Genomic DNA, 19,223 nt, shown 5'->3' with positions numbered 1-19,223 from the left:
ACCGCCGCGCCCGCACCCGCCTCTCCCGCGCCCGCGGGCGAGCTGGCGCCTGCCGGCGGAGTTCAGCCCGTGCGCGCCACCACCCGGCCGATGAGGCGCGTCGAGCCGAGGAACGGCACGCGGGAGAAGCGCTTGGAGTACCAGAAAATAGTGGCCAGGGCGTCGGGCGTGATGACCACCCGACGGGCCTCGATGCCGCGCACCGACCGTCGCGCGATGATCTCCGACGTCAGGGGCGTCCTCGTGAGGAGCTTCCTCGCCATGTCGTCCGCCTTCGGGTCGTCGCCGGAGAGCGAGTCGGCCAGACCCGACCGGAAGAACTGCGGGCAGATCACCGACGTGGACACCCCGCGCGGCCGCAGCTCGGCGTCGAGGGTCTCCCCCAGCGCGACCGCGGCGGCTTTGGTCGCGTTGTAGGCCCCCATCTTCGGCGCATGGACGAGACCCGCCGCCGAGGCGGTGATGACCAGGCGGCCGCCCCGGCCGAGCTTCGGCGCGAGCGCTCGACAACCCCGCACGACGCCGAGCAGGTTGATGTCCACGATCCGCCGCCACGACTCCATGGACGTGGTCTCCAGCGAACCCCCGACCGCGATGCCGGCGTTATTGACGAGGACGTCCAGTGAGTCGACGTCCTCGGCGGCGGCCGCCCAGTCGGCGTCGGACGTGACGTCCAGACGGCGGTACGACCACCGCCCGGGCAGCCCCCGTACAGCCGCGGGCAGATCGGCGTGGACGTCGGTGAGGATCACCTCGTCGCCGAGCTCCAGATACTCCCGGGCCAGCGCCAGGCCCAGCCCCGAGGCCGCCCCGGTGATGAGCACGCGCCTGCCCGGACCGTCGGAGGCGGCCCGCCCGGACCGTCCGGCGCTCCGGCGCGGAAGGAAACGGGTCATGATCGCGCCACCTCGTCGTCGTCGCTCATCTCGGTCACCTCACGCACGGCGGCACCACCGGCGCCCGGCGCGCGGCGGGCGCCGGTCAGGACCACGTCCTCCCCGAACGCCATCTCCCGGCGCTGGTCACCGAACGCGAGCTCGGGGATCTCCACCAGGAAGTTCTGCACGTAGCGCCACGGCCGCGCGGCGCCCTGCTTGGGGAACAGGTGGCCGTCGCGCCGGATGTAGCCGGCGTCGAAGTCCAGCAGGAGTTGATCGGCCGGGCCGTCGGGCATTCGCGGCGCGTAGACCTCCTCACCGGACCCCCACAGGCGGACCATGTAGCGCGAGACCAGGTCCGCGCGCAGGGTCCACGACGAGTTGATGTAGCCCACGGTGAAACTGACGTTGGGCACGCCCGCCAGCATCATGCCGCGGTACGTGGCCAGCGACGGGACGTCGAGCGGCTCGCCGTCGATGCTCAGCGTGCCGCCCCCGAAGACCTGCAGCCGCAGGCCCGTCGCGGTGATGATGACGTCCGCGTCGACGTGCTCGCCCGTGGTGAGGCGGATGCCGCTCTCGGTGAACCGGTCGATGTGCCCGGTCACCACCCGCGCGGCGCCACGGCGCATGACGCGGAAGATGTCACCGTCGGGGGCCTTGCACACGCGCTGGTCCCACGGCCGGTACGGCGGCGTGAAATGCCGGTCGATCTCCTCCGCCGGCAGGTAGCGTCGCTGCATCGCCCGCAGCGCCGCCTTGAACAACCACGGCAGGCGCTGCGCGATCACGAACTGCGCGGTGTCGCGCGCGCCGTGGTTGAGGCGGGCCACCCGGTGGTCCCACGGCGCCGGCAGCAACCGCCTCCATACCGCGCTGATGACGTCCTTCCCGGGCAGCGGGCCGATGTAGCTCGGAGTGCGCTGCAGCATCGTCACGTCCGCGCCGAGCTCCGCCAGCGCCGGGACCAACGTCACCGCGGTCGCGCCCGAGCCGATCACCACGAACCGTCGGCCGGCGTAGTCGAGGTCCTCCGGCCACTGCTGCGGGTGGATGATCCGCCCACGGAAGTCATTCTCGCCCGGGAACTCCGGGCGGAAACCCTCGGAGTGCGAGTAGTAGCCGGAGCCGAAGTGCACGCGGCGGGCCCATACGATGCGCTCGCCGTCGGCGTTCCGGCAGGTCACGCGGTACATCTGTACGTCGCTCCGCCAGTCGGCGTCCGCGACCCACGAGCCCAGCTGGAGACGGTCGAGCGCGCCGGCCTCGCGGGCGGTGTCGCGGATGTACTCCTTGATGTCCTCGCCGTTGCCGAGCGTCGAGTCGTGGGGCCAGGGACGGAAGGGGAAGCCGAAGGTCGCCATGTCCGAGTCCGAGCGGATGCCCGGGTAGCGGAAGGTGTGCCAGGTCCCGCCCAGGTCGTCGTGGACATCGTGGATCTCCCAGCGCCAGTCCGGGAAGGCGCGGTGGACGTGGTGGGCCAGGTCTATGCCCGACATCCCCGCCCCGACGATGAGCAGGTCCAGCGGGTCGGCGGGCTCGGTGCCCGGCCCGTCCGGGAGGTGGGTGCTTCCAGTCATGCCAGGTACCGTAACCGCCCGCGGCGGGCGAGGGTTTCCGCAATGCGCCAACAAGTTGCTCTTTCGCGCCACGTCGCCCAGAGTGCTCCCATGGCGTTCATCCGATCCGCAGGACTGCGTGGCGTCCGCGCCGTCGTGTCCGGGCTCGGCGGCGACGCCGACGACCTCGCGCGGCGATCCGGCCTGCCCCACGGCGCCCTGGACAGCGACGAGATGCTGGTCGAGGACCTGGCGATCGCGCTCCTACTGGAGACCGCGGCCGCCGAACTCGGATGCCCCGACCTCGGGCTGCGCGTGGCCGAACACCAGGACCTCGACATGCTCGGTCCTGTCGCGGTGGTCGTGAAGAACGCGCGCACCACCACCGAGGCGCTCGAGATGACCTCCAAGTACCTGTTCTTCCACTCGAGGTCGATAGAGATCACCGTCGTCCCCGATCCGCGCGGTGAGCCGGACGTGCTGGGCGTGCGGTTCGGCTACCGGGACCCCGCCCAGCTCATCCCGCCCCAGGCCGTCGACCTCGTGCTGCTCTTCCTGCACCGGGCCATGCGCACCGTGCTCGGCGGCGACTACGGGCTGCTCTCCGTCGAGCTCCCAGGCCCGCTCAACACCCACGCCGCGCAGTACGAGGCCCTCTTCGGCGCGCCGGTCACGCCGTCGACCCCGTCCGCCGTCCTGCGCGTGCCGTCCGACCTTCTGGGCCGGGAGATCTCGGGCGGCGACGACGCCGTGCAACAGCTGGCGCTGCGGTACCTCGAGCAGCACGTGCCCACCGACCGCCGGAGCCTGACCGACCGGACCCGCGCGGCGCTCCAGCAGTCCCTCGACGCCGGCGCCTCGTCCCTGGCGCGGATCGCCGGGCTGCTGTCCATGTCACCCCGCTCGCTGCAGCGCGGCCTGGCGGGCGAGGGCACGAGCTTCTCCGCGGTCCGCGACGAGGTCCGTCGTGAGGTCGCCGCGCGGCTGCTCACCACCACGGAGATCCCGCTGTACCAGATCGCCTCGGCCCTCGACCTCGGCGACGCGACCACTTTCAGCCAGTACGCGCGCCGGTGGTGGGGCATGACCGCGCGCGAGGTCCGGCACGGCCACGGCGGGGTGGGACAATCGACCCCATGAGCGAGAACCCGTCGTCCGACCCCCTGGCGATGCTCCGTTCCGGACGCGGACTGCCGGACGCCGTCGAGGTCGACGACCCGATCCGCGAACAGCTCCTCGACGCGGCCGCCGCGCAGTTCGAGAGTGTCGGGATCGCCCGGTCGACGATGAACGACATCACCCGGCGGGCGGGCCTGGCGCGGATGACCCTGTACCGCAGGTTCGCCAACAAGCAGGAACTCGTCGAGGCGACGCTGCTGCGCGAGGCGTCGTGGTTCCTCGCGGACCTGCAGAAGGAACTCGACGCGCACGAATCCATCGAGGACAAACTCACCGAGGGCTTCGCGTTCACGGTGCAGACGCTCCGCGACCATGACCTGCTCAACCGCCTCCTCGAGACCGAGCCCGAGGCGACGGTCCCCCACTTCACCGTCCAGGGCGCGCCGCTCATCACCGCCGCCGCTCACTTCCTCGCCGCGGAGATCAGCCGCGCCGCCCCCGAGCCGCGCAGCGACGAAGAGGTGCTGGTCGTGGCCGAACTGACCGCCCGACTGGTCGTCTCCTTCGTCCTCACGCCGTCGACGACCATCGACCTCGACGACCCCACCGTCGCGCGGGGCTTCGCCCGGAACCACCTCGGCCCCCTCCTCGGTGCGCACCCGCAGCGCTGACCCGCGCGGTGCGCGCCGGCAGAGCTGACAATCCCCCCATGACTGCTTGACGAATCGACGGCCTGTGTCTAGCGTCAGGGACAAATAGATCGCGGATGTCTCTCTGTCTCATCCGCTGGATTCCACGCCTCCCGACCCGCCGGGTCGGTGACCGGAAGGAAGATCATGTCCGCAGCCGCACCCGCACCCGCCCCCACGACGAGCACAGACGAGTACGAGGACACGCTCCGCCGCCTGTCGCACGCCTCCGTGCACCGCAGCTTCGACCCGTTCAAGGACATCGCCTGGGACCACCCTGACTTCTCCGTGGACCCCACGGACGAGCGCTGGGTCCTGCCCGCCGGGCTCGATCCGCTCGGTGGTCACCCCTGGTACAAGTCCCAGCCGCTGGAGAAGCAGATCGAGATCGGGCTGTGGCGTCAGGCCAACATCATGAAGGTGGGCCTGCAGTTCGAGAACATCCTCATCCGCGGGATCATGCAGTACGTCTTCACGGCCGAGAACGGCTCCGCGGAATTCCGGTACCTCACCCACGAGGCCACCGAGGAATGCCACCACACGCAGATGTTCCAGCAGGGCGTCAACCAGATCGGGGCGGACGTCCCTGGCATGCCGCGCTGGCTGCGGCGACTCTCACCGCTCCTCCCGCTGGCCGCCGGTCGCTTCCCGGTCGCCTTCTTCATCGCCGTACTGGCCGGCGAGGAGCCGATCGACCACACGCAGAAGCAGGTCCTGCGCAACTCGGACTCGCTGCCGCCGGTGCTGTCGCGGATCATGGAGATCCACATCGCCGAGGAGGCGCGCCACATCTCGTTCGCGCACACCTACGTCGCGCGCAACGCCCCCAAGCTGTCCCGCCGGGACGCGTACCTCGTCTCCCTGGCGTTCCCGGTGATCATGCGGGTGCTGTGCGACGCGATCCTCAAGCCGACCCGCGAGTTCCGGGAGACCTTCGACATCCCCGACGAGGTCGTCCGCGAACTCTACTGGGACAACCCCGAGTCGCGGCGGTTCCTGTCCGACCTCTTCGGTGACGTCCGGATGCTGGCCGAGGAGTCTGGACTGATGAACCGGACGTCCCGCCGGCTGTGGAAGGCCCTGAAGATCGACGGACGACCCTCGCGGTACCGGGGCGAACCACCCGTGGCGTTCCGCGACTGACCACACCCCCTCCCGGACAGGCGCCCACCCATGCCCCACGTCATCACCCAGGCCTGCTGTGCCGACGCCTCCTGCGTCCACGCGTGCCCGGTCAACTGCATCCACCCGACGCCCGACGAGCCGGATTTCGCCACGGCGGAGATGCTCTACATCGACCCGGTGTCCTGCGTGGACTGCGGGGCGTGCGTGGGGGCGTGCCCGGTCGGGGCGATCGTGCCGCACACCGAGCTGGCCCCGGAGCAGCGCGCCTTCCTGCAGATCAACGCCGACCTGACCGGTGACGACCGCCCTTCCCGGCCGCAGGCGCGCGTCCCCACGCTCGTGCGCCTCGGCCCCACGCGCACGACCGTGCGGGTGGCCGTGGTGGGCGCCGGCCCGGCCGCGCTGTACGCCGCCGACGAGCTGCTCCGCCAGCCCGGGGTGGAGGTGACGGTGTTCGAGCGCCTGCCCGTGCCGCACGGCCTGGCCCGGCACGGGGTGGCGCCCGACCACACCAGCACGCGCGCGGTCGCCGACCTGTTCCGGGCGATCGAGGACCAGCCCGGGTTCGGGTACCGCCTCGGGGTGCACGTCGGCGAGGACGTCACGGCCGCGGAACTGGCGGCCCATCATCACGCGGTGGTGTACGCGACCGGCGCCGGCACGGACCGCCCGCTGGACATCCCCGGCACCGATCTGCCCGGGAGCACGTCGGCCACGGAAGTGGTGGCCTGGTACAACGACCACCCCGACCACGCGGACGCCCACGTCCCGCTGGACCACGAGCGCGCGGTGATCGTCGGCAACGGCAACGTGGCCCTCGACGTCGCGCGCATCCTCGCCACCGACCCGGAGCGGCTCGCCGACACCTCCATCGCCCGCCACGCCCTCGAGGCGCTGCGAAACAGCCGGGTCCGCGAGGTCGTGGTGCTCGGCCGCCGCGGCCCGGAGCACGCCGCGTTCACGCTGCCCGAGCTGGTCGGACTCGCCGCGCGGGACGACATCGACCTGCGCGTCGACGCCCCGGACGGCATCGACCCCGACGCCGCGACCACCCGCCAGGGTCGGCTGAAGGCGGAGTACCTGGCCCGCATCGCGGCCCGCCCCGCCGGAGAGGCCGTGCCCGCGGACGGCACCAGCGGCCCCGGCGTCACCGCCGCCACCGGCGACACCGGCGACACCGAGCGCCGCCGGATCGTCCTGCGATTCCAGACCGCCCCGGTCGAGGTCGTGGGCACGGAGCGGGCCGAGGGCCTGCGCGTGGTGCGCACGGACCTCGTCGGCGGCGAGACGGGCCGGGTCCGCGCCGTGCCCCGGCCCGGTTCGGAGGAGACGATCCCGGCGGGTCTCGTGCTGGGTTCGGTCGGCTACCGCGGGGTCGAGGTGCCGGGCGTGCCGTTCGACCCGGACACCGCGACGATCCCCAGCCGCGAGGGCCGCGTCCTCGACGCCGTCGGCGGCAGCGTCGTCCCCGGCCTGTACGTCGTGGGCTGGATCAAGCGCGGCCCGCGCGGGTTCCTCGGCACCAACAAGACGTGCGCGCGGGAGACCGTGAACTCACTGCTCGCCGACGCCAACGGGGGGCTGCTCCCCACGCCCCGGTCCGCGGCGGCGTTCGAGGACCTGCTCGGCGCCGCGGGCCGGAACCGGCCGTTCGCTACGCCATCCCGGATGCGCACTCGCTGAGCTTCGGCCGCGCGCCGTTGGAACAGCCGGCCCCCGAACCGGGGCCGTGGCCGGTGACATCACCGGAGTGGCCGCCGCTCTCGCGGCCACATGCCTCGACGCGGTCGACGATGGCCGCGCCGAGCCGCGTCAGCGGGGACGCCCCGCCCTCACCGAACTCGTACAGGGCCGCGTACTCGCGTTCCCGATAGGTCGCCAGGACTGCCACGGCGTCGTCGAGTCTGCGCAGGAGCTGCGGCGACCACTGCGCGGGCTGCTGCGCCAGCTTGAGTCGGGCGGCCAGGCGCGGCCGGGTGTCCGGCAGGTCCTCGAGCAGCTCGTCGTAGACCTGGTCGGGGGACAGGGTCGAGGCGCGGACGACGCCCTTCAGGAGGCAGTCCGGGAGCACGCCGCTCAGCGGGTCCCCCGGCACGGACACCCACAGGGTGCGGTCGGGGATCGGGCCGCGTCGTGGGCCGGCCACGCCCTGCCCCCCGGGGTCCGGGGTGCCGTCGAGCCAGCGGTCACACGGCCGGTGAGGGTCGCCGATCATCCCGACGGCCACCACGCGGTCGATGTCTTCCGGGTGGGCGTCCATCCAGTCGTAGATGACGCGCGTTCCGCTGCAGACCCCGATGAGCACGAGGGGGTCCGACGGATGCAGGCGCACGAGCCGGCTGAGGTCGGCCACGCCGGCGGCGGCCGCGGATTCCCAGGTGTGGGGACCGTCGCGGGTTCACCTGCCCCGGGGTCGGCCACTGCACCCTGACGGTGTCCCGGGCGCCTGTCCAGTCCGCCAGGTTGTCGACGAACCGCCCGAGTATCCTCGAGGGCTGCCGGTAGCCGCCGTCGCTGTCCGCGATGAATATCCGCACTGCATGACCCCCAGGGCGCCCACCGGCGCTCCACGAGATTGATGTAACAACCTCAGTGTCATACGAACGGCTGACAAACGGCAGAGTCAATAAGTAAATGTTTCCTGTCAAGACGCCTGTACGGTAATGAGATCCGGCTCAGGTTCCGCAGTAGGTGACGTGCTTCGCGGCGTCCGGAGGGGCCGGTTGTGCGTAGCGCTCGCGCCCCGGGCGCTCGGTGTAGGGATCGGTGACGACGACGAGGAGTTCGAAGAACGGTCCCATGTCCCCTGCCGTGGCCGCGTCGAGGGCCTCTTCGACGAGGTGGTTGCGCGGGATGTACAGCGGATTGGCACGGGCCATCGATCCCTGGTCGGGTCCGAGGGCCCGCCACGTCGAGAGCCAGCCCTCCGCCAGGGTGCCGACGTGCTCCCGGACCGGCGCGGTGTCCCCGGCCGCGGCCGCACCGAGGGCGTGGAAGAAGCCGGTGTGGTCGGGCCGGGTCGCGTTGAGGAGCCGGGACAGCTCCTCGATCAGGTCGTCCGCCTCGGCGTCCGGGACCTCGGCCGACAGTCCCAGCTTGTCCCGCATCCCGGCCGTCCACGTCTGCTGGTACCTCTCCGGGTAGGTGTTGAGGACCTCCGTGAGCAGGCGGACCGCCTCCTCCGGGTCCGGATCGATGAGCGGCACGAGAGTCTCGGCGAAGCGGGCGAGGTTCCACTGCAGCACCGGCGGTTGGTTGGCGTAGGCGTAGCGGCCACCGGTGTCGATCGAGCTGAACACGGTCGCCGGGTCGAAGGTGTCCATGAACGCGCACGGCCCGTAGTCGATGGTCTCGCCGGAGATGGTCGTGTTGTCGGTGTTCATGACGCCGTGGATGAACCCGAGCAGCATCCAGCGCGCCACGAGGTCGGCCTGGGTGCCGACGACGGAGGTGAACAGCTCCAGGTACGGGTTTTCCGCGTCCGCGGCGTGCGGGTGGTGCCGGGCGATGGCGTGGTCGGCCAGCCGACGCAACAGTTCGCCGTCGTCGGTCGACCGCGCGAACTGGAACGTCCCCACTCTCAGGTGGCTCGCGGCGACCCGCGCCAGCACCGCGCCGGGCAACGGCGTCTCGCGGTACACGGTGTTGCCCGTCGCCACCACGGCGAGTGAGCGGGTGGTGGGCACGCCGAGGGCGTGCATCGCCTCGCTGATGAGGTACTCGCGCAGCATGGGTCCCACAGCGGCCAGGCCGTCGCCACCGCGCGCGAAGGGGGTCCTGCCCGAGCCCTTGAGGTGCAGGTCGCGACCGTCGGGCAGCTCGCCGAGCAGAAGCGCGCGGCCGTCGCCCAAACGCGGCGAGTATCCGCCGAACTGGTGGCCCGCGTACGCCTGGGCGAAGGGCGTGGCGCCGTCCGGCACGTGGTTGCCGGTGAACAGGCGCACCCCTTCCTCACCGCGCAGGTACTCCGGGTCCAGTCCCAGCTCGGCGGCCAGCGGCTCGTTGAGTGCGAGGAGGCGCGGATCCGGCGCCTCGGCCGCCTTCCACGGCACCCCGAGCTCGGGGAACTCGGTGGCGTACCGGGAACCGAGGGAGACGGGCGATGCTGCCTGCGGGGTCATACCCCGACGGTACGTCCGTGTGCGGTTCCGCGTCAGGCCAGAAGGACTGGGAGCCGCCGTCGATGGCTGAGCGGGACCGGGCTCGGCGGCGACGGACCCCACACACGCCGGGCTCCCTGAGCACGCCGGCCCGCTCGCCGACGCCGCCCATCACGACGTCACCAGTCGACTGCTGCCCGGAAACCCTGCCGTCGGGCGCCGCCATCAGGGGATCGACACGTCCCGCGACCCTCTAGAGTCAGGTCACCACAACGACGAAGGAGGCCCGGCATGGGACCTGCTCGGTGCGCTCAACCAGACCGTCGCCGAGTGCTGCGACGAGGTGCACCCGGTGGTGTGCGGACGGGTGCTGAGGCTGTGACCGCCGACCGGGCCGGGGCGGCGCGCGCGGCCGCGGAGGCGGTCGGCGCGGGCGTGACCACCGGCCTGAGCGCGTTCCCCCTCACCCCGCTGCGCGACGACCGTGTCGACGAGCACGCATACGCGGGGATCGTCGAGCGGCTGGCGCGCGCCGGGATCGACTCGATCGGCGCCCTGGGCTCGACCGGCTCGTACGCCTACCTCGACGGGGCCGAGCGGCGCCGCGTGGCCGAGCTGACCGTTCGGCACGCGGGCGGAACCCCGGTGATCGTCGGCATCAGCGCGCTGCGCACCTCCCACGCGCGGGCGCTCGCCCACGACGCGCAGGCGGCCGGCGCCGCCGCGGTCATGCTCGCCCCCATGAGCTACCAGCCGCTCACCGCCGACGACGTGGTGGGCTTGTACACCGACGTCGCGACCGAGCTGTCCGTCCCGATGGTGGTCTACGACAACCCCGGCACCACCCGGTTCGACTTCACGCCCGAGCTCTACGCCCGTCTGACTGAGCTTCCCGCGGTCGCGTCGATCAAGATCCCGCCGCCCCCACCCGCCGCCGAGGCCGCGCGCGACCACATAGCGCGGCTCCGGGAGGCCGTGCCCGCGCGCGTCGGGTTGGGGGTCTCCGGCGATCCCTCGGCCGCCGCGGCGCTCCTCGGTGGCTGCGACTGCTGGTACTCCGTCCTCGCCGGCACCCTGCCCGGCCCTGCCCTCCAGATCGCCCGCTCGGCGCTGGCGGGCGACAGCGGGGAGGCCTTCGCCGCGTCGGACCGGCTCGCCTTACTGTGGGACCTGTTCGTCCGGCACGGGAGCCTGCGGGTGGTGGCGGCGGTCGCCGAACTGCTCGGACTGGCTCCGGGGCATTGCCTGCCCCGACCACTCCTGGGTCTGCGGGGACGTGACCGGGCCGAGGTGGAGACCGTCCTCACCGCACTGTCGCTCGCGAAATAACAACAGGTTCACCCCGGCGGGCTCATACTTGAGCCGTCCCCTCGCCGGAGGTCGCCTGGGTCCGGCGCCGGGCCCTCGTCCTCATCGAGAAGACGGTTTCGCACGTCGCCTCTCGGGCGATACGGGCGGAACCGTCTTCTCGACGGTGAGTGCCGGGCGGGCGCAGCGCCGACTCAGTCGGCGTCGAGGTCCTGCTCGATGAGGGCGGCGATCTCGGCGACGGCGTCGGCGTCGTCGCCGCTCACCGTGACCTCGGCGCCCTTCTCCGCACCGAGTGCCATGATGAGCATCGCGGAGGCGGCGTCGGCCTCCTCGCCGTCGAAGGTGATCTCGATGTCCGTGTCGTACTTCTCGGCGGCCTCGGCGATGATGCCGGCCGGGCGGGCGTGCAGGCCCTCGGCCGATCCGACGATGACGGTGGTGCTGGCCATGGTGTCTCCTCCTGTGGGGTGGGTGGCGGGGGCGCGGGGGTCGGGCCTTGCCGCCATCGTGCAGGGTGGGCGGTCAGGCCGCGACCGGCTCGGCCGCGGCGGCCGGGGCCACTGCCGGGGTGCGGCGCGCGGACTTGGCGGCCACCACGGCCGCGCACGCCACCAGGGTCCCGGCGAGGATCGCCAGTAGGTAGCCCCAGACCGGGTTGATGGCGAACACCACGAACAGGCCGCCGTGGGGCGCGTACGACTCCACGGAGAACGCCATGATCAGCGCGCCGGTCACGGCGCCGCCGGCCATCATCGACGGGATCACGCGCAGCGGGTCGGCGGCGGCGAACGGGATGGCGCCCTCGGAGATGAAGCTCGCGCCCAGCAGGAACGCGGCGCGGCCGTTCTCCTGCTCGGCCGGGCTGAACAGCCGCTTGCGCACGACGGTGGCCAGGCCCATCGCCAGCGGCGGGACCATGCCGGCGGCCATCACCGCTGCCATGATCCGCAGCGTCGCGGGGTTGTCGGCGACCAGTCCGGCGGTGGCGAACGTGTATGCCGCCTTGTTGACGGGCCCGCCCAGGTCGAAGCACATCATCAGACCCAGGATCACGCCGAGCAGGATCACCGAGGAGCCGGTCATGCCGCCGAGCCAGGACTCCATGGCCTCGGTGAGCGCGGCCAGCGGGCGGCCGAGCAGGAGGAACATGAGCAGACCGATCGCGAGCGAGCCGATCAACGGGATGAGCACGACGGGCATGAGGCCGGACAGCCAGCGCGGGGTCTTCCACGTGGTCATCCAGCGCACGAGGTAGCCGGCGAGGATGCCGGTGACCAGGGCGCCGATGAAGCCGGCACCGAGGGTCGCGGACAGCGCACCGCCGACGAAGCCCGGGGCGATGCCGGGGCGGTCGGCCAGGCCGTAGGCGATGTACCCCGACAGCACGGCGATCATGAACCCCATCGCCGCCTGGCCGATCGCGAACAGCACTGCGCCGATGTAGAGGCGCAGGCCCGCGTGGGTGAGGGCCTCGGCGCCGGCGGTGCCGGCGGAGACGATCTCGCCGTCGAGGTACCAGACCTCGCCGGGCAGGTCGGTGAGCGTGAACGAGGTGGACAGTTCTTGCCACACGAACGCGACGTCGTAGCCGGCGAAGAGGAAGCCGAGCGCGAGGAGCAGTCCGCCGGCAGCGACGAACGGGATCATGTAGGACACGCCGGTCATCACCGCGCGCTGCAGTCCGCGGGCCCAGTGCTCGTCGGCGCCGGACGCGCCCGACGCGGCGGTCCCCGAGCCGTCGCCGGAGTCGGCCGACACGCGACGGGCGCGGGGGTCGCGCGCGGCGGCCAGCGCCTCGTCGAGGACCCGGTCGGGGGCGTCGATGGCCTTCTTCACGCCGTACTCGACGACGGGCTTGCCGGCGAAGCGGCCGCGGTCGCGGACGCCGACGTCGGTGGCGAACACGACCGCGTCGGCCGCCTCGATCACGCCCGGGTCGAGGGCGGTGGCGCCCGCCGAGCCCTGGGTCTCCACCTGCAGATCGACGCCACGCGCCTGCGCGGCCTGGGCCAGGGAGTCGGCGGCCATGTAGGTGTGGGCGATGCCGGTGGGGCAGGCGGTCACCGCGACCAGGCGCAGCGGCGCGTCGCCACCACCGTCGGTTGTGGTCGCCGCCCCGCCGCCGGACGCCGTGGGGGCGGGCGCCGACGAGGACGACGACGAGGCCTTCTGCTCCTGCGCGGCGAGCACCTTCTCGATGGCCGCGACCGCGTCCTCGGCCGTGGCGGCCGCCCGGAGGGCGTCCACGAACTCGGCCCGCACGAGGTTCCGCGCGAGCGTGGCGAGCAGCTTGAGGTGTTCCTTGCCGCCGCCGGCGGGGGCGCCGATCATCAGTACGAGGTCGGCGGGTCCGTCCTTGGCGCCGAAGTCGACGGGCGGGTCGAGTCGGGCGAACGCGAGGCTCGGTGAGGTCACGGCCTCGGACTTGCAGTGCGGGATCGCGATCCCGCCCTTCATGCCGGTGGCCGCTTTGTCCTCTCGGGCGAGGAGGTCGCGCACCAGGGTGTCGTGGTCATCGGCGCGGCCGGCGTCGACGAGGGTCCGGGCCAGCGCCCGGATCACCTCCTGCTTGGTGCCGCCGAGGTCGGCGTCGAGCCGCACGGTGGCGGTCTCGATGATGGGCTGGTTCATGGCCGTGCTCCGTGTCGTGGTGAGAAGGGGTTCGCGGTGAGAGGGGGGGCGGGGACGGGGACCTCAGTCGAGGCGCCTGAGCGTGGCGCGGAAGGTGGCGGGGTCGAGGCCCAGCGGTAGTCCGGTGCCGGGCAGGGAGGCGGCCACGCTGCCGTGACCGACGGCCCATGCGAGACGGTCCCGCGGCGGGAGTCCGCGGGCCCCGGCGAGCAGATATCCCGCGAGCGCGGAGTCGCCGGCCCCGACCGTGGACCTGACCTGCACGGCGGGGGCGTTCGCGAACCACGTCTCGTCGTCGTCGACCAGGACTGCTCCGGCACCGCCCAGGGTGACCAGGACCGCGCCGACGCCCCGCTCACGCAGGGCGCGTGCGGCGGCGGCCACGGGTCCGGTGTCACCGTCGGCGGCGCGTCGTTCCAGCTCCGCACCGTCGACGCCGGCGAGCTGGCCGAGCTCCTCGCCGTTGGGTTTGACCAGGTCCGGCGCGGCGTCCGGGAGTCGCGCGGCGAGGGCTGCCAGGGGCGCGTCGGAGGTGTCGACGGCGAGGCGCGCCCCCGCCGGACGCAGGGCGGTGACCAGGTCGGCGTAGAAGTCGTCCTCCACGCCGCGCGGCAGGGATCCGCACAGCACCACCCACTGCGCGTCGCGGGCGAGGTCGGCGATCGTGGACCGGACCCGGTCGAGCGTGGCGGCATCGAGCTCGGGGCCAGGGGAGTTGATCTTGGTGGTGGTGCCCTCGGGGTCGGCGAGGGTGAGGTTGATCCGCACGGCCCCGGTCGTCGGCATCACGGATGTCGCGACGCCGGTCGCGGCGCACATCGTCACGAACGGGTCCTCGGGAGGCGCGGGGAACACCGCGCGCGCCTCCACCCCGCCGGCAGCCACCACACGTGCGACGTTGACGCCCTTTCCGCCGGGTGAGTCGTCGACGGCCGCTATGCGATTGACCCCGCCCACGGCGAGCGGCGCCGGCAGCTGCGCGGTGCGGTCCACCGACGGGTTCATGGTGAGCGTGACGATCATGGCAGCACGACCTCGATTCCGTGGGTGTCCAGCGCGGCGGCGAGCGGGCCGGGCGGGGGCGAGTCGGTGACCAGCACATCGATCTGGTCGAGGCGGGCGAACGAGACGAGGAACTCGTGGCCGAACTTGCTCGAGTCGGCGAGCACCGCCACCCGCCGCGCGGCGCCGCACATGGCGTTCTTCACCGCCGCCTCGTCCGGGTCCTGGGTGGTGAGGCCGCGGTCGGGGTGGAGGCCGTTGGCGCCGACGAACGCCACGTCCACGCGGATCGCCTCCAGCGCCCGAAGCACCGACGCGCCCACACACCCGCCGGTGAGGCCGCGGACCGTCCCGCCGAGCACGTGCAGGTCGTCGGTCGCCGCGCGGTGCAGGCCGTCGGCGACGGGGACCGAGTTGGTGATGACCGTCAGCCCGTGGTCGGCGGGCAGCGCCTCGGCGAGGGCCGCGGTGGTGGAGCCTGCGTCGACCAGCACGGTCCCGCAGGCGGCGGGCAGCAGGCGAAGCGCGGCCCGGCCGATCGCGGTCTTGGCCTCGACGTTCTCCGACCGGCGCGCGGCGAGGGTCCGCTCCACACGACCACCCGGGACCGCGCACACCGCGCCGCCGTGCGTGCGCTCGAGGTGGCCCTCTGATTCCAGGACCGACAGGTCGCGGCGGATGGTCTCGGCGCTCACGTCGAGGTCGGCGGCGAGTTCGGCCACGGTGACCCGCCCGGACGCGGCGAGGGTCTCCGTGATGCGCCGTCGTCGCTCGCTGCCGTACATGGTGAGCCTTTCGCCTGTGACCGAGTGTGTTGGATTCTGCCCGAAACGGTTGGAAAGTCAAGCGGTCTTAGTTATTCTCGTCACAGAACCACTCGATCGGCCGGGCGCGGGTGCCCGGTCCGCTAGGAGCTCCCAATGACGCAGCAGTCGAAGGCCGGGGCGGTCATCCGCGGCACCGGCGTGGTCGCCGGACTCGCCCACGGGCCCGCCCGATGGGTGGTCCGGCCCGACGCCCTTGACGGGCCCGCCCCGGCCGCCGCCCCGGACACGCCGGGCGCGGTGGACCAGGAGGCCGTCGAGCGCGGTCGCGAGCGCTTCGCTGCCGCGGCCGCCACCGTCGCCGACCGCCTCGACCAGCGGGCCGCCCTGGCGACCGGCGTCAGCGCCGAGGTGCTCACCGCCAACGCCGTACTCGCCCGCGACCGCGGCTGGGCCAAGGAGGTCACCAAGGAGCTGAAGAAGGGCGCGGCGGTCGAGGCCGCGGCGGTCGCCGCCACCGAGAGCTTCGCCGCGAAGTTCGCCAAGATCGGCGGCCGGCAGGCCGAACGCATCACCGACCTGCGCGATCTCTGCGCCCGGGTGGTCGCCGAACTGCGCGGCCTGCCCGAACCGGGGATCCCCGAGTTCGACGAACCCGGCATCCTCCTGGCCGACGACCTGGCCCCCGCCGACACCGCCGGCCTCGACCCGGCCCTCGTGCTGGCGATCGTGTGCGAGCAGGGCGGCCCCACCTCACACACCGCGATCATCGCCCGGCAGCTGGGCATCCCCTGCATGGTCGCCGCGGGAGGCCTGTCCGCCGTCGCCGACGGCACCCGCGTGCTCGTCGACGCCGCCGCGGGCACCGTCACGGTCGAGCCCGAGGAGGGCCCGGCCGCTGCGGCGGCCGAGGCGGACCGGCGCAGCCGCGCCGCGGCGGCGAGCTGGACCGGACCCGCCGCCCTCGCCGACGGCCACGCGGTCTCCCTGCTCGCCAACGTCCAGGACGGCGACGGCGCGGAGGCGGCCGCCGCCGGCCCGGCCGCGGGGATCGGCCTGTTCCGCACCGAGCTGGCGTTCCTCGACCGGGCCGACGAGCCGACCCACGACGAGCAGGTCGCGCTCTACGCCCGAGTGCTCGGCGCCTTCTCCGACGCGCGCGTCGTCACCCGGACCCTCGACGCCGGCTCGGACAAGCCGCTCGCGTTCGCCGGGATGACCGAGGAGGACAACCCCGCCCTCGGCGTGCGCGGGATCCGCGTGGACCTGCTCGACCGCGGGCTACTGGACCGCCAGCTCGACGCCCTCGCGGCGGCCGGCCGGCAGGTCGGCGGAGCGCAGTCCTCACCGTGGGTGATGGCGCCGATGGTGGCCACCGTCCACGAGGCCCGCGACTTCGCCGACCGCTGCCGCGGCCGGGGCCTCACGCCCGGGATCATGGTCGAGGTGCCGTCCGTCGCCGTGGCGGTGGACCGCTTCCTGCCGCACGTGGACTTCCTGTCCGTCGGCACCAACGACCTCACCCAGTACGTCATGGCAGCCGACCGGATGTCCCCCGACCTGGCCGCCCTCACCGATCCCTGGCAGCCCGCGGTGCTGCGACTCATCCGCACGGTCGCCGACGCCGCCGGCCGTTCCCCCGACGGCCGGTCGATCCCGGTGGGCGTGTGCGGCGAAGCGGCGGCCGACCCGGACCTCGCCTGCGTCCTGCTGGGGCTCGGCGTCACCTCGCTGTCGGTGGCCACCGCCGCCCTCCCCCACGTCGGCGCCGCGCTGGCCGGGGTCACGCTCCAGCAGTGCCGCGAGTTCGCCCGGATCGCGCTCGACAGCGACACGGCCCGCGACGCCCGGGACGCGGTCCGCGCCGCCCGCGGCTGAGGGGGCGCCGGGTACGCGGGCGGCGTCGGCGGAGCGCCACTTCGAGGACCTCCGCGAACACCATTGGCTGGTCTACACTTGACGCCTGTCAACGACAAGAGTGTCCAGATCAGGACTCCGCCTTCGTCGCCACACCGAGAATCACGAGGTCTCACATCATGAATCCGCTGGTCGCCCCCGGTCGTGAAACCCTGTTCCGGTCGCTCGACGTCCGCTCACTGCACCTGGCCAACCGCCTGGTCATGTCGCCGATGACGCGGATGGGCTGCCCGGGCGGATTGCCCGACGAGATCAACCGGGACTACTACGCGGCCCGCGCCGCAGGCGGTACCGGGCTGGTCGTCACCGAGGGCATCGGCGTGGACCACCCCACGTCGGTCGACCACTCCGCGATCCCGCGCCTCGACGGTCCGGAGTCCGTGGCGGCGTGGCGCGTGGTGACGGACGCCGTGCACGCCGCGGGCGGCCGGATCATGGCGCAGCTGTGGCACGTCGGTCCGCTGTGGGGCGCCAACGCCCGCTTCGATCGCGGGAGCCGCGACCGCCTCATGGCGATGCACCCCATGCGTCCGTCGGGCCTGTGGGGTACGCCGGGCGTCACCACGTACTCGGATCGGAGCATCGAGCGCTGGTCGCCGGCGGTGGAGCCGATGACCGAGTCGGACATCGCCGACGTGATCGGCGCCTTCGCCCGGTCGGCACGGTATGCCCTCGAGGCCGGGTTCGACGGGGTCACCCTGCACGGCGGCCACGGCTACCTGCTGGATGCGTTCGTCTGGGCCGATACCAACCGCCGCACCGACGAGTGGGGCGGCGGCCTGGCGGCGCGGAGCCGCTTCCCCGCAGCAGTCGTGGCGGCGGTCCGTGAGGCCATCGGCGCGGAGGCGCCGCTGTTCTACCGCTTCTCGCAGCACACGCAGCAGGACTACACGGTCCTCAAGGCCACCGACCCCGACGAACTCGGCGTCTACCTCGGCGCACTCGCCGAGGCGGGCGTCGACCTGTTCGACGCGTCGACCAGGCGCTTCAGCGATTCGGCGTTCCCCGACCTGGAAGGTGACGACGGCGAGGTCACCCTCGCCGGGTGGGCCCGCAGGCTCACGGGTAAGCCGGCGGGCGCCGTGGGCGGCGTGGGGATCGGGACGTCCCTGCGCGAGCAGAAGTCGGGCAAGGTGGCCGTGGCGGCGGACAACATCGATTCGGTCGTGGAGCGCATGGAGCGTGGCGAGTTCGATCTCATCTCCATCGGCCGGATGCACCTGGCTGATCCGGCGATCGCCCGGGCCCTGCGGGCGGCCGAGCCACTTCCGGAGTTCGACCGCGAGGCGCATGAGGCGCCGCTCCGCGCCCCGGCCTGACAACGGTTCCCGCCATTGCGAGCCAAACCCCGTCGGGTCCGGCCGGCCGGGACTAACCTGCGGCCATGACCGTCACCGATGAGCTGCTCGAGGCCGCGAAGGCCTATCAGTCCGACTTCGACAAGGGCGATCTCCCCATGCCGCCCGGACGCAAGGTCGCCGTCGTGGCCTGCATGGACGCCCGCCTCAACCCGTACGGCCTGCTGGGCCTGACCGAGGGCGACGCCCACGTCATCCGCAATGCGGGCGGGGTCGTCACCGACGATGTCTCGCGATCGCTCACCATCAGCCAGCGACTGCTCGGGACCGAGGAGATCGTCCTCATCCACCACACGGACTGCGGGATGCTCACCTTCCGGGACGACGACTTCAAGGATCAGATCCAGTCCGACACCGGGCTGCGGCCGCGCTGGGCGCCCGAGTCGTTCCCGGAGCCGGAGGCCGACGTCCGCCAGTCGATCGCCCGCGTGGAATCCGACCCCTTCCTGCTGCACAGCACCGCGGTGCGCGGGTTCGTCTACGACGTGTCCACCGGCGAACTGCGTGAGGTCCAGCGCGAAGAGTAGCCCGCCCGGCGCGGCCGTCGACGACTCTGGCGTCATCCCACGGTTGAGGCGGCGCTGGCCGTCGACGCAGGTGGCTGAGCTGGAGACGACTACCTCCGCGCGGCGCGGTGTGCCTATGCTCGACATGAACTACCGACTTCCGGACGCAGGGAAAGACCGGTGAGAATCCGGCGCTGACCCGCAACGGTGTGCCGCTACCACAAGTGGCGGCGAGCCCGATCGCCTGCCCGGAGGCCTGACTCC

At 72.7% G+C, this 19,223-nt stretch carries 16 protein-coding genes and 1 riboswitch; of the genes, 8 read left to right on the top strand and 8 right to left on the bottom strand.

Annotation, left to right across the window (positions count from 1 at the left end; genetic code table 11):
• Positions 1–62: 62 nt before the first annotated feature.
• Together DCI01S_RS04530 and DCI01S_RS04525 are read right to left on the bottom strand one after the other, a co-directional pair.
• Positions 63–896, bottom strand: coding sequence for an SDR family NAD(P)-dependent oxidoreductase (locus DCI01S_RS04530; protein ID WP_244881648.1), 834 nt, complete (start codon positions 894–896; stop codon positions 63–65).
• The gene (locus tag DCI01S_RS04525; protein WP_061228145.1) at positions 893–2,458 is read right to left on the bottom strand and encodes a flavin-containing monooxygenase; all 1,566 of its coding nucleotides are present in this window, start codon (positions 2,456–2,458) and stop codon (positions 893–895) included. Before DCI01S_RS04525 ends, DCI01S_RS04530 begins: the two co-directional genes overlap by 4 nt.
• 90 nt (positions 2,459–2,548) lie before the next feature.
• On the opposite strand from DCI01S_RS04525, the gene DCI01S_RS04520 reads away from it, so the two are divergent.
• The 4 genes from DCI01S_RS04520 to DCI01S_RS04505 all read left to right on the top strand — a co-directional run bounded on the left by DCI01S_RS04520 (position 2,549) and on the right by DCI01S_RS04505 (position 7,053).
• Positions 2,549–3,577 carry an AraC family transcriptional regulator gene (locus DCI01S_RS04520; RefSeq protein ID WP_061228144.1) on the top strand — a complete coding sequence of 343 codons (1,029 nt, stop codon included), beginning with the start codon at positions 2,549–2,551 and terminating at the stop codon, positions 3,575–3,577.
• A complete protein-coding gene (locus tag DCI01S_RS04515; protein WP_106385233.1) occupies positions 3,574–4,227 on the top strand; it encodes a TetR/AcrR family transcriptional regulator in 654 nt (217 codons plus the stop codon). Before DCI01S_RS04520 ends, DCI01S_RS04515 begins: the two co-directional genes overlap by 4 nt.
• Before the next feature lie 165 nt (positions 4,228–4,392).
• Positions 4,393–5,388 (top strand): AurF N-oxygenase family protein, encoded by a 996-nt coding sequence (locus DCI01S_RS04510; protein WP_061228143.1) that lies wholly within the window; start codon positions 4,393–4,395, stop codon positions 5,386–5,388.
• A gap of 30 nt (positions 5,389–5,418) precedes the next feature.
• The gene (locus DCI01S_RS04505; protein ID WP_082767640.1) at positions 5,419–7,053 is read left to right on the top strand and encodes an FAD-dependent oxidoreductase; all 1,635 of its coding nucleotides are present in this window, start codon (positions 5,419–5,421) and stop codon (positions 7,051–7,053) included.
• Here DCI01S_RS04505 and DCI01S_RS04500 read toward each other — a convergent pair.
• Complete coding sequence (locus tag DCI01S_RS04500; RefSeq protein ID WP_061228142.1) at positions 7,025–7,723, bottom strand: hypothetical protein; 699 nt, start codon at positions 7,721–7,723, stop codon at positions 7,025–7,027. The genes DCI01S_RS04505 and DCI01S_RS04500 overlap by 29 nt on opposite strands.
• 322 nt (positions 7,724–8,045) lie before the next feature.
• Positions 8,046–9,491 carry a protein adenylyltransferase SelO gene (locus tag DCI01S_RS04495; RefSeq protein ID WP_061228141.1) on the bottom strand — a complete coding sequence of 482 codons (1,446 nt, stop codon included), beginning with the start codon at positions 9,489–9,491 and terminating at the stop codon, positions 8,046–8,048.
• Between the two features lie 357 nt (positions 9,492–9,848).
• On the opposite strand from DCI01S_RS04495, the gene DCI01S_RS04490 reads away from it, so the two are divergent.
• The gene (locus DCI01S_RS04490; protein WP_244881647.1) at positions 9,849–10,799 is read left to right on the top strand and encodes a dihydrodipicolinate synthase family protein; all 951 of its coding nucleotides are present in this window, start codon (positions 9,849–9,851) and stop codon (positions 10,797–10,799) included.
• Positions 10,800–10,972: 173 nt separating this feature from the next.
• On the opposite strand, the gene DCI01S_RS04485 is transcribed toward DCI01S_RS04490, so the two are convergent.
• The 4 genes from DCI01S_RS04485 to DCI01S_RS04470 all read right to left on the bottom strand — a co-directional run bounded on the left by DCI01S_RS04485 (position 10,973) and on the right by DCI01S_RS04470 (position 15,199).
• On the bottom strand, positions 10,973–11,230 hold the full coding sequence (locus tag DCI01S_RS04485) for an HPr family phosphocarrier protein (protein ID WP_007629212.1): 258 nt from the start codon (positions 11,228–11,230) through the stop codon (positions 10,973–10,975).
• A gap of 73 nt (positions 11,231–11,303) precedes the next feature.
• Positions 11,304–13,412, bottom strand: a complete 2,109-nt coding sequence (locus DCI01S_RS04480) for a PTS fructose transporter subunit IIABC (RefSeq protein WP_061228140.1) — start codon at positions 13,410–13,412, stop codon at positions 11,304–11,306.
• Positions 13,413–13,475: 63 nt separating this feature from the next.
• Positions 13,476–14,435: a 1-phosphofructokinase family hexose kinase gene (locus tag DCI01S_RS04475; RefSeq protein WP_061228139.1), complete on the bottom strand. Its 960-nt coding sequence runs from the start codon at positions 14,433–14,435 to the stop codon at positions 13,476–13,478.
• Positions 14,432–15,199 carry a DeoR/GlpR family DNA-binding transcription regulator gene (locus DCI01S_RS04470; RefSeq protein ID WP_061228138.1) on the bottom strand — a complete coding sequence of 256 codons (768 nt, stop codon included), beginning with the start codon at positions 15,197–15,199 and terminating at the stop codon, positions 14,432–14,434. The genes DCI01S_RS04475 and DCI01S_RS04470 overlap by 4 nt, the downstream gene beginning before the upstream one ends.
• Before the next feature lie 135 nt (positions 15,200–15,334).
• Between DCI01S_RS04470 and DCI01S_RS04465 the strand changes: the two genes are divergently transcribed.
• The 3 genes from DCI01S_RS04465 to DCI01S_RS04455 all read left to right on the top strand — a co-directional run bounded on the left by DCI01S_RS04465 (position 15,335) and on the right by DCI01S_RS04455 (position 18,980).
• Positions 15,335–17,056 (top strand): phosphoenolpyruvate--protein phosphotransferase, encoded by a 1,722-nt coding sequence (locus DCI01S_RS04465; RefSeq protein WP_061228137.1) that lies wholly within the window; start codon positions 15,335–15,337, stop codon positions 17,054–17,056.
• 158 nt (positions 17,057–17,214) lie between these two features.
• Positions 17,215–18,414: an oxidoreductase gene (locus tag DCI01S_RS04460; protein ID WP_061228136.1), complete on the top strand. Its 1,200-nt coding sequence runs from the start codon at positions 17,215–17,217 to the stop codon at positions 18,412–18,414.
• 65 nt (positions 18,415–18,479) lie between these two features.
• Complete coding sequence (locus DCI01S_RS04455; protein ID WP_061228135.1) at positions 18,480–18,980, top strand: beta-class carbonic anhydrase; 501 nt, start codon at positions 18,480–18,482, stop codon at positions 18,978–18,980.
• Between the two features lie 137 nt (positions 18,981–19,117).
• Positions 19,118–19,213, top strand: a riboswitch (adenosylcobalamin-variant (AdoCbl-variant) riboswitch).
• The last annotated feature ends 10 nt before the right edge of the window (positions 19,214–19,223 follow it).

This window comes from Dietzia cinnamea NBRC 102147 (genome assembly GCF_001571065.1).
GTDB lineage: Bacteria > Actinomycetota > Actinomycetes > Mycobacteriales > Mycobacteriaceae > Dietzia > Dietzia cinnamea.
This window is presented reverse-complemented; position numbering and strand designations above follow the sequence as displayed.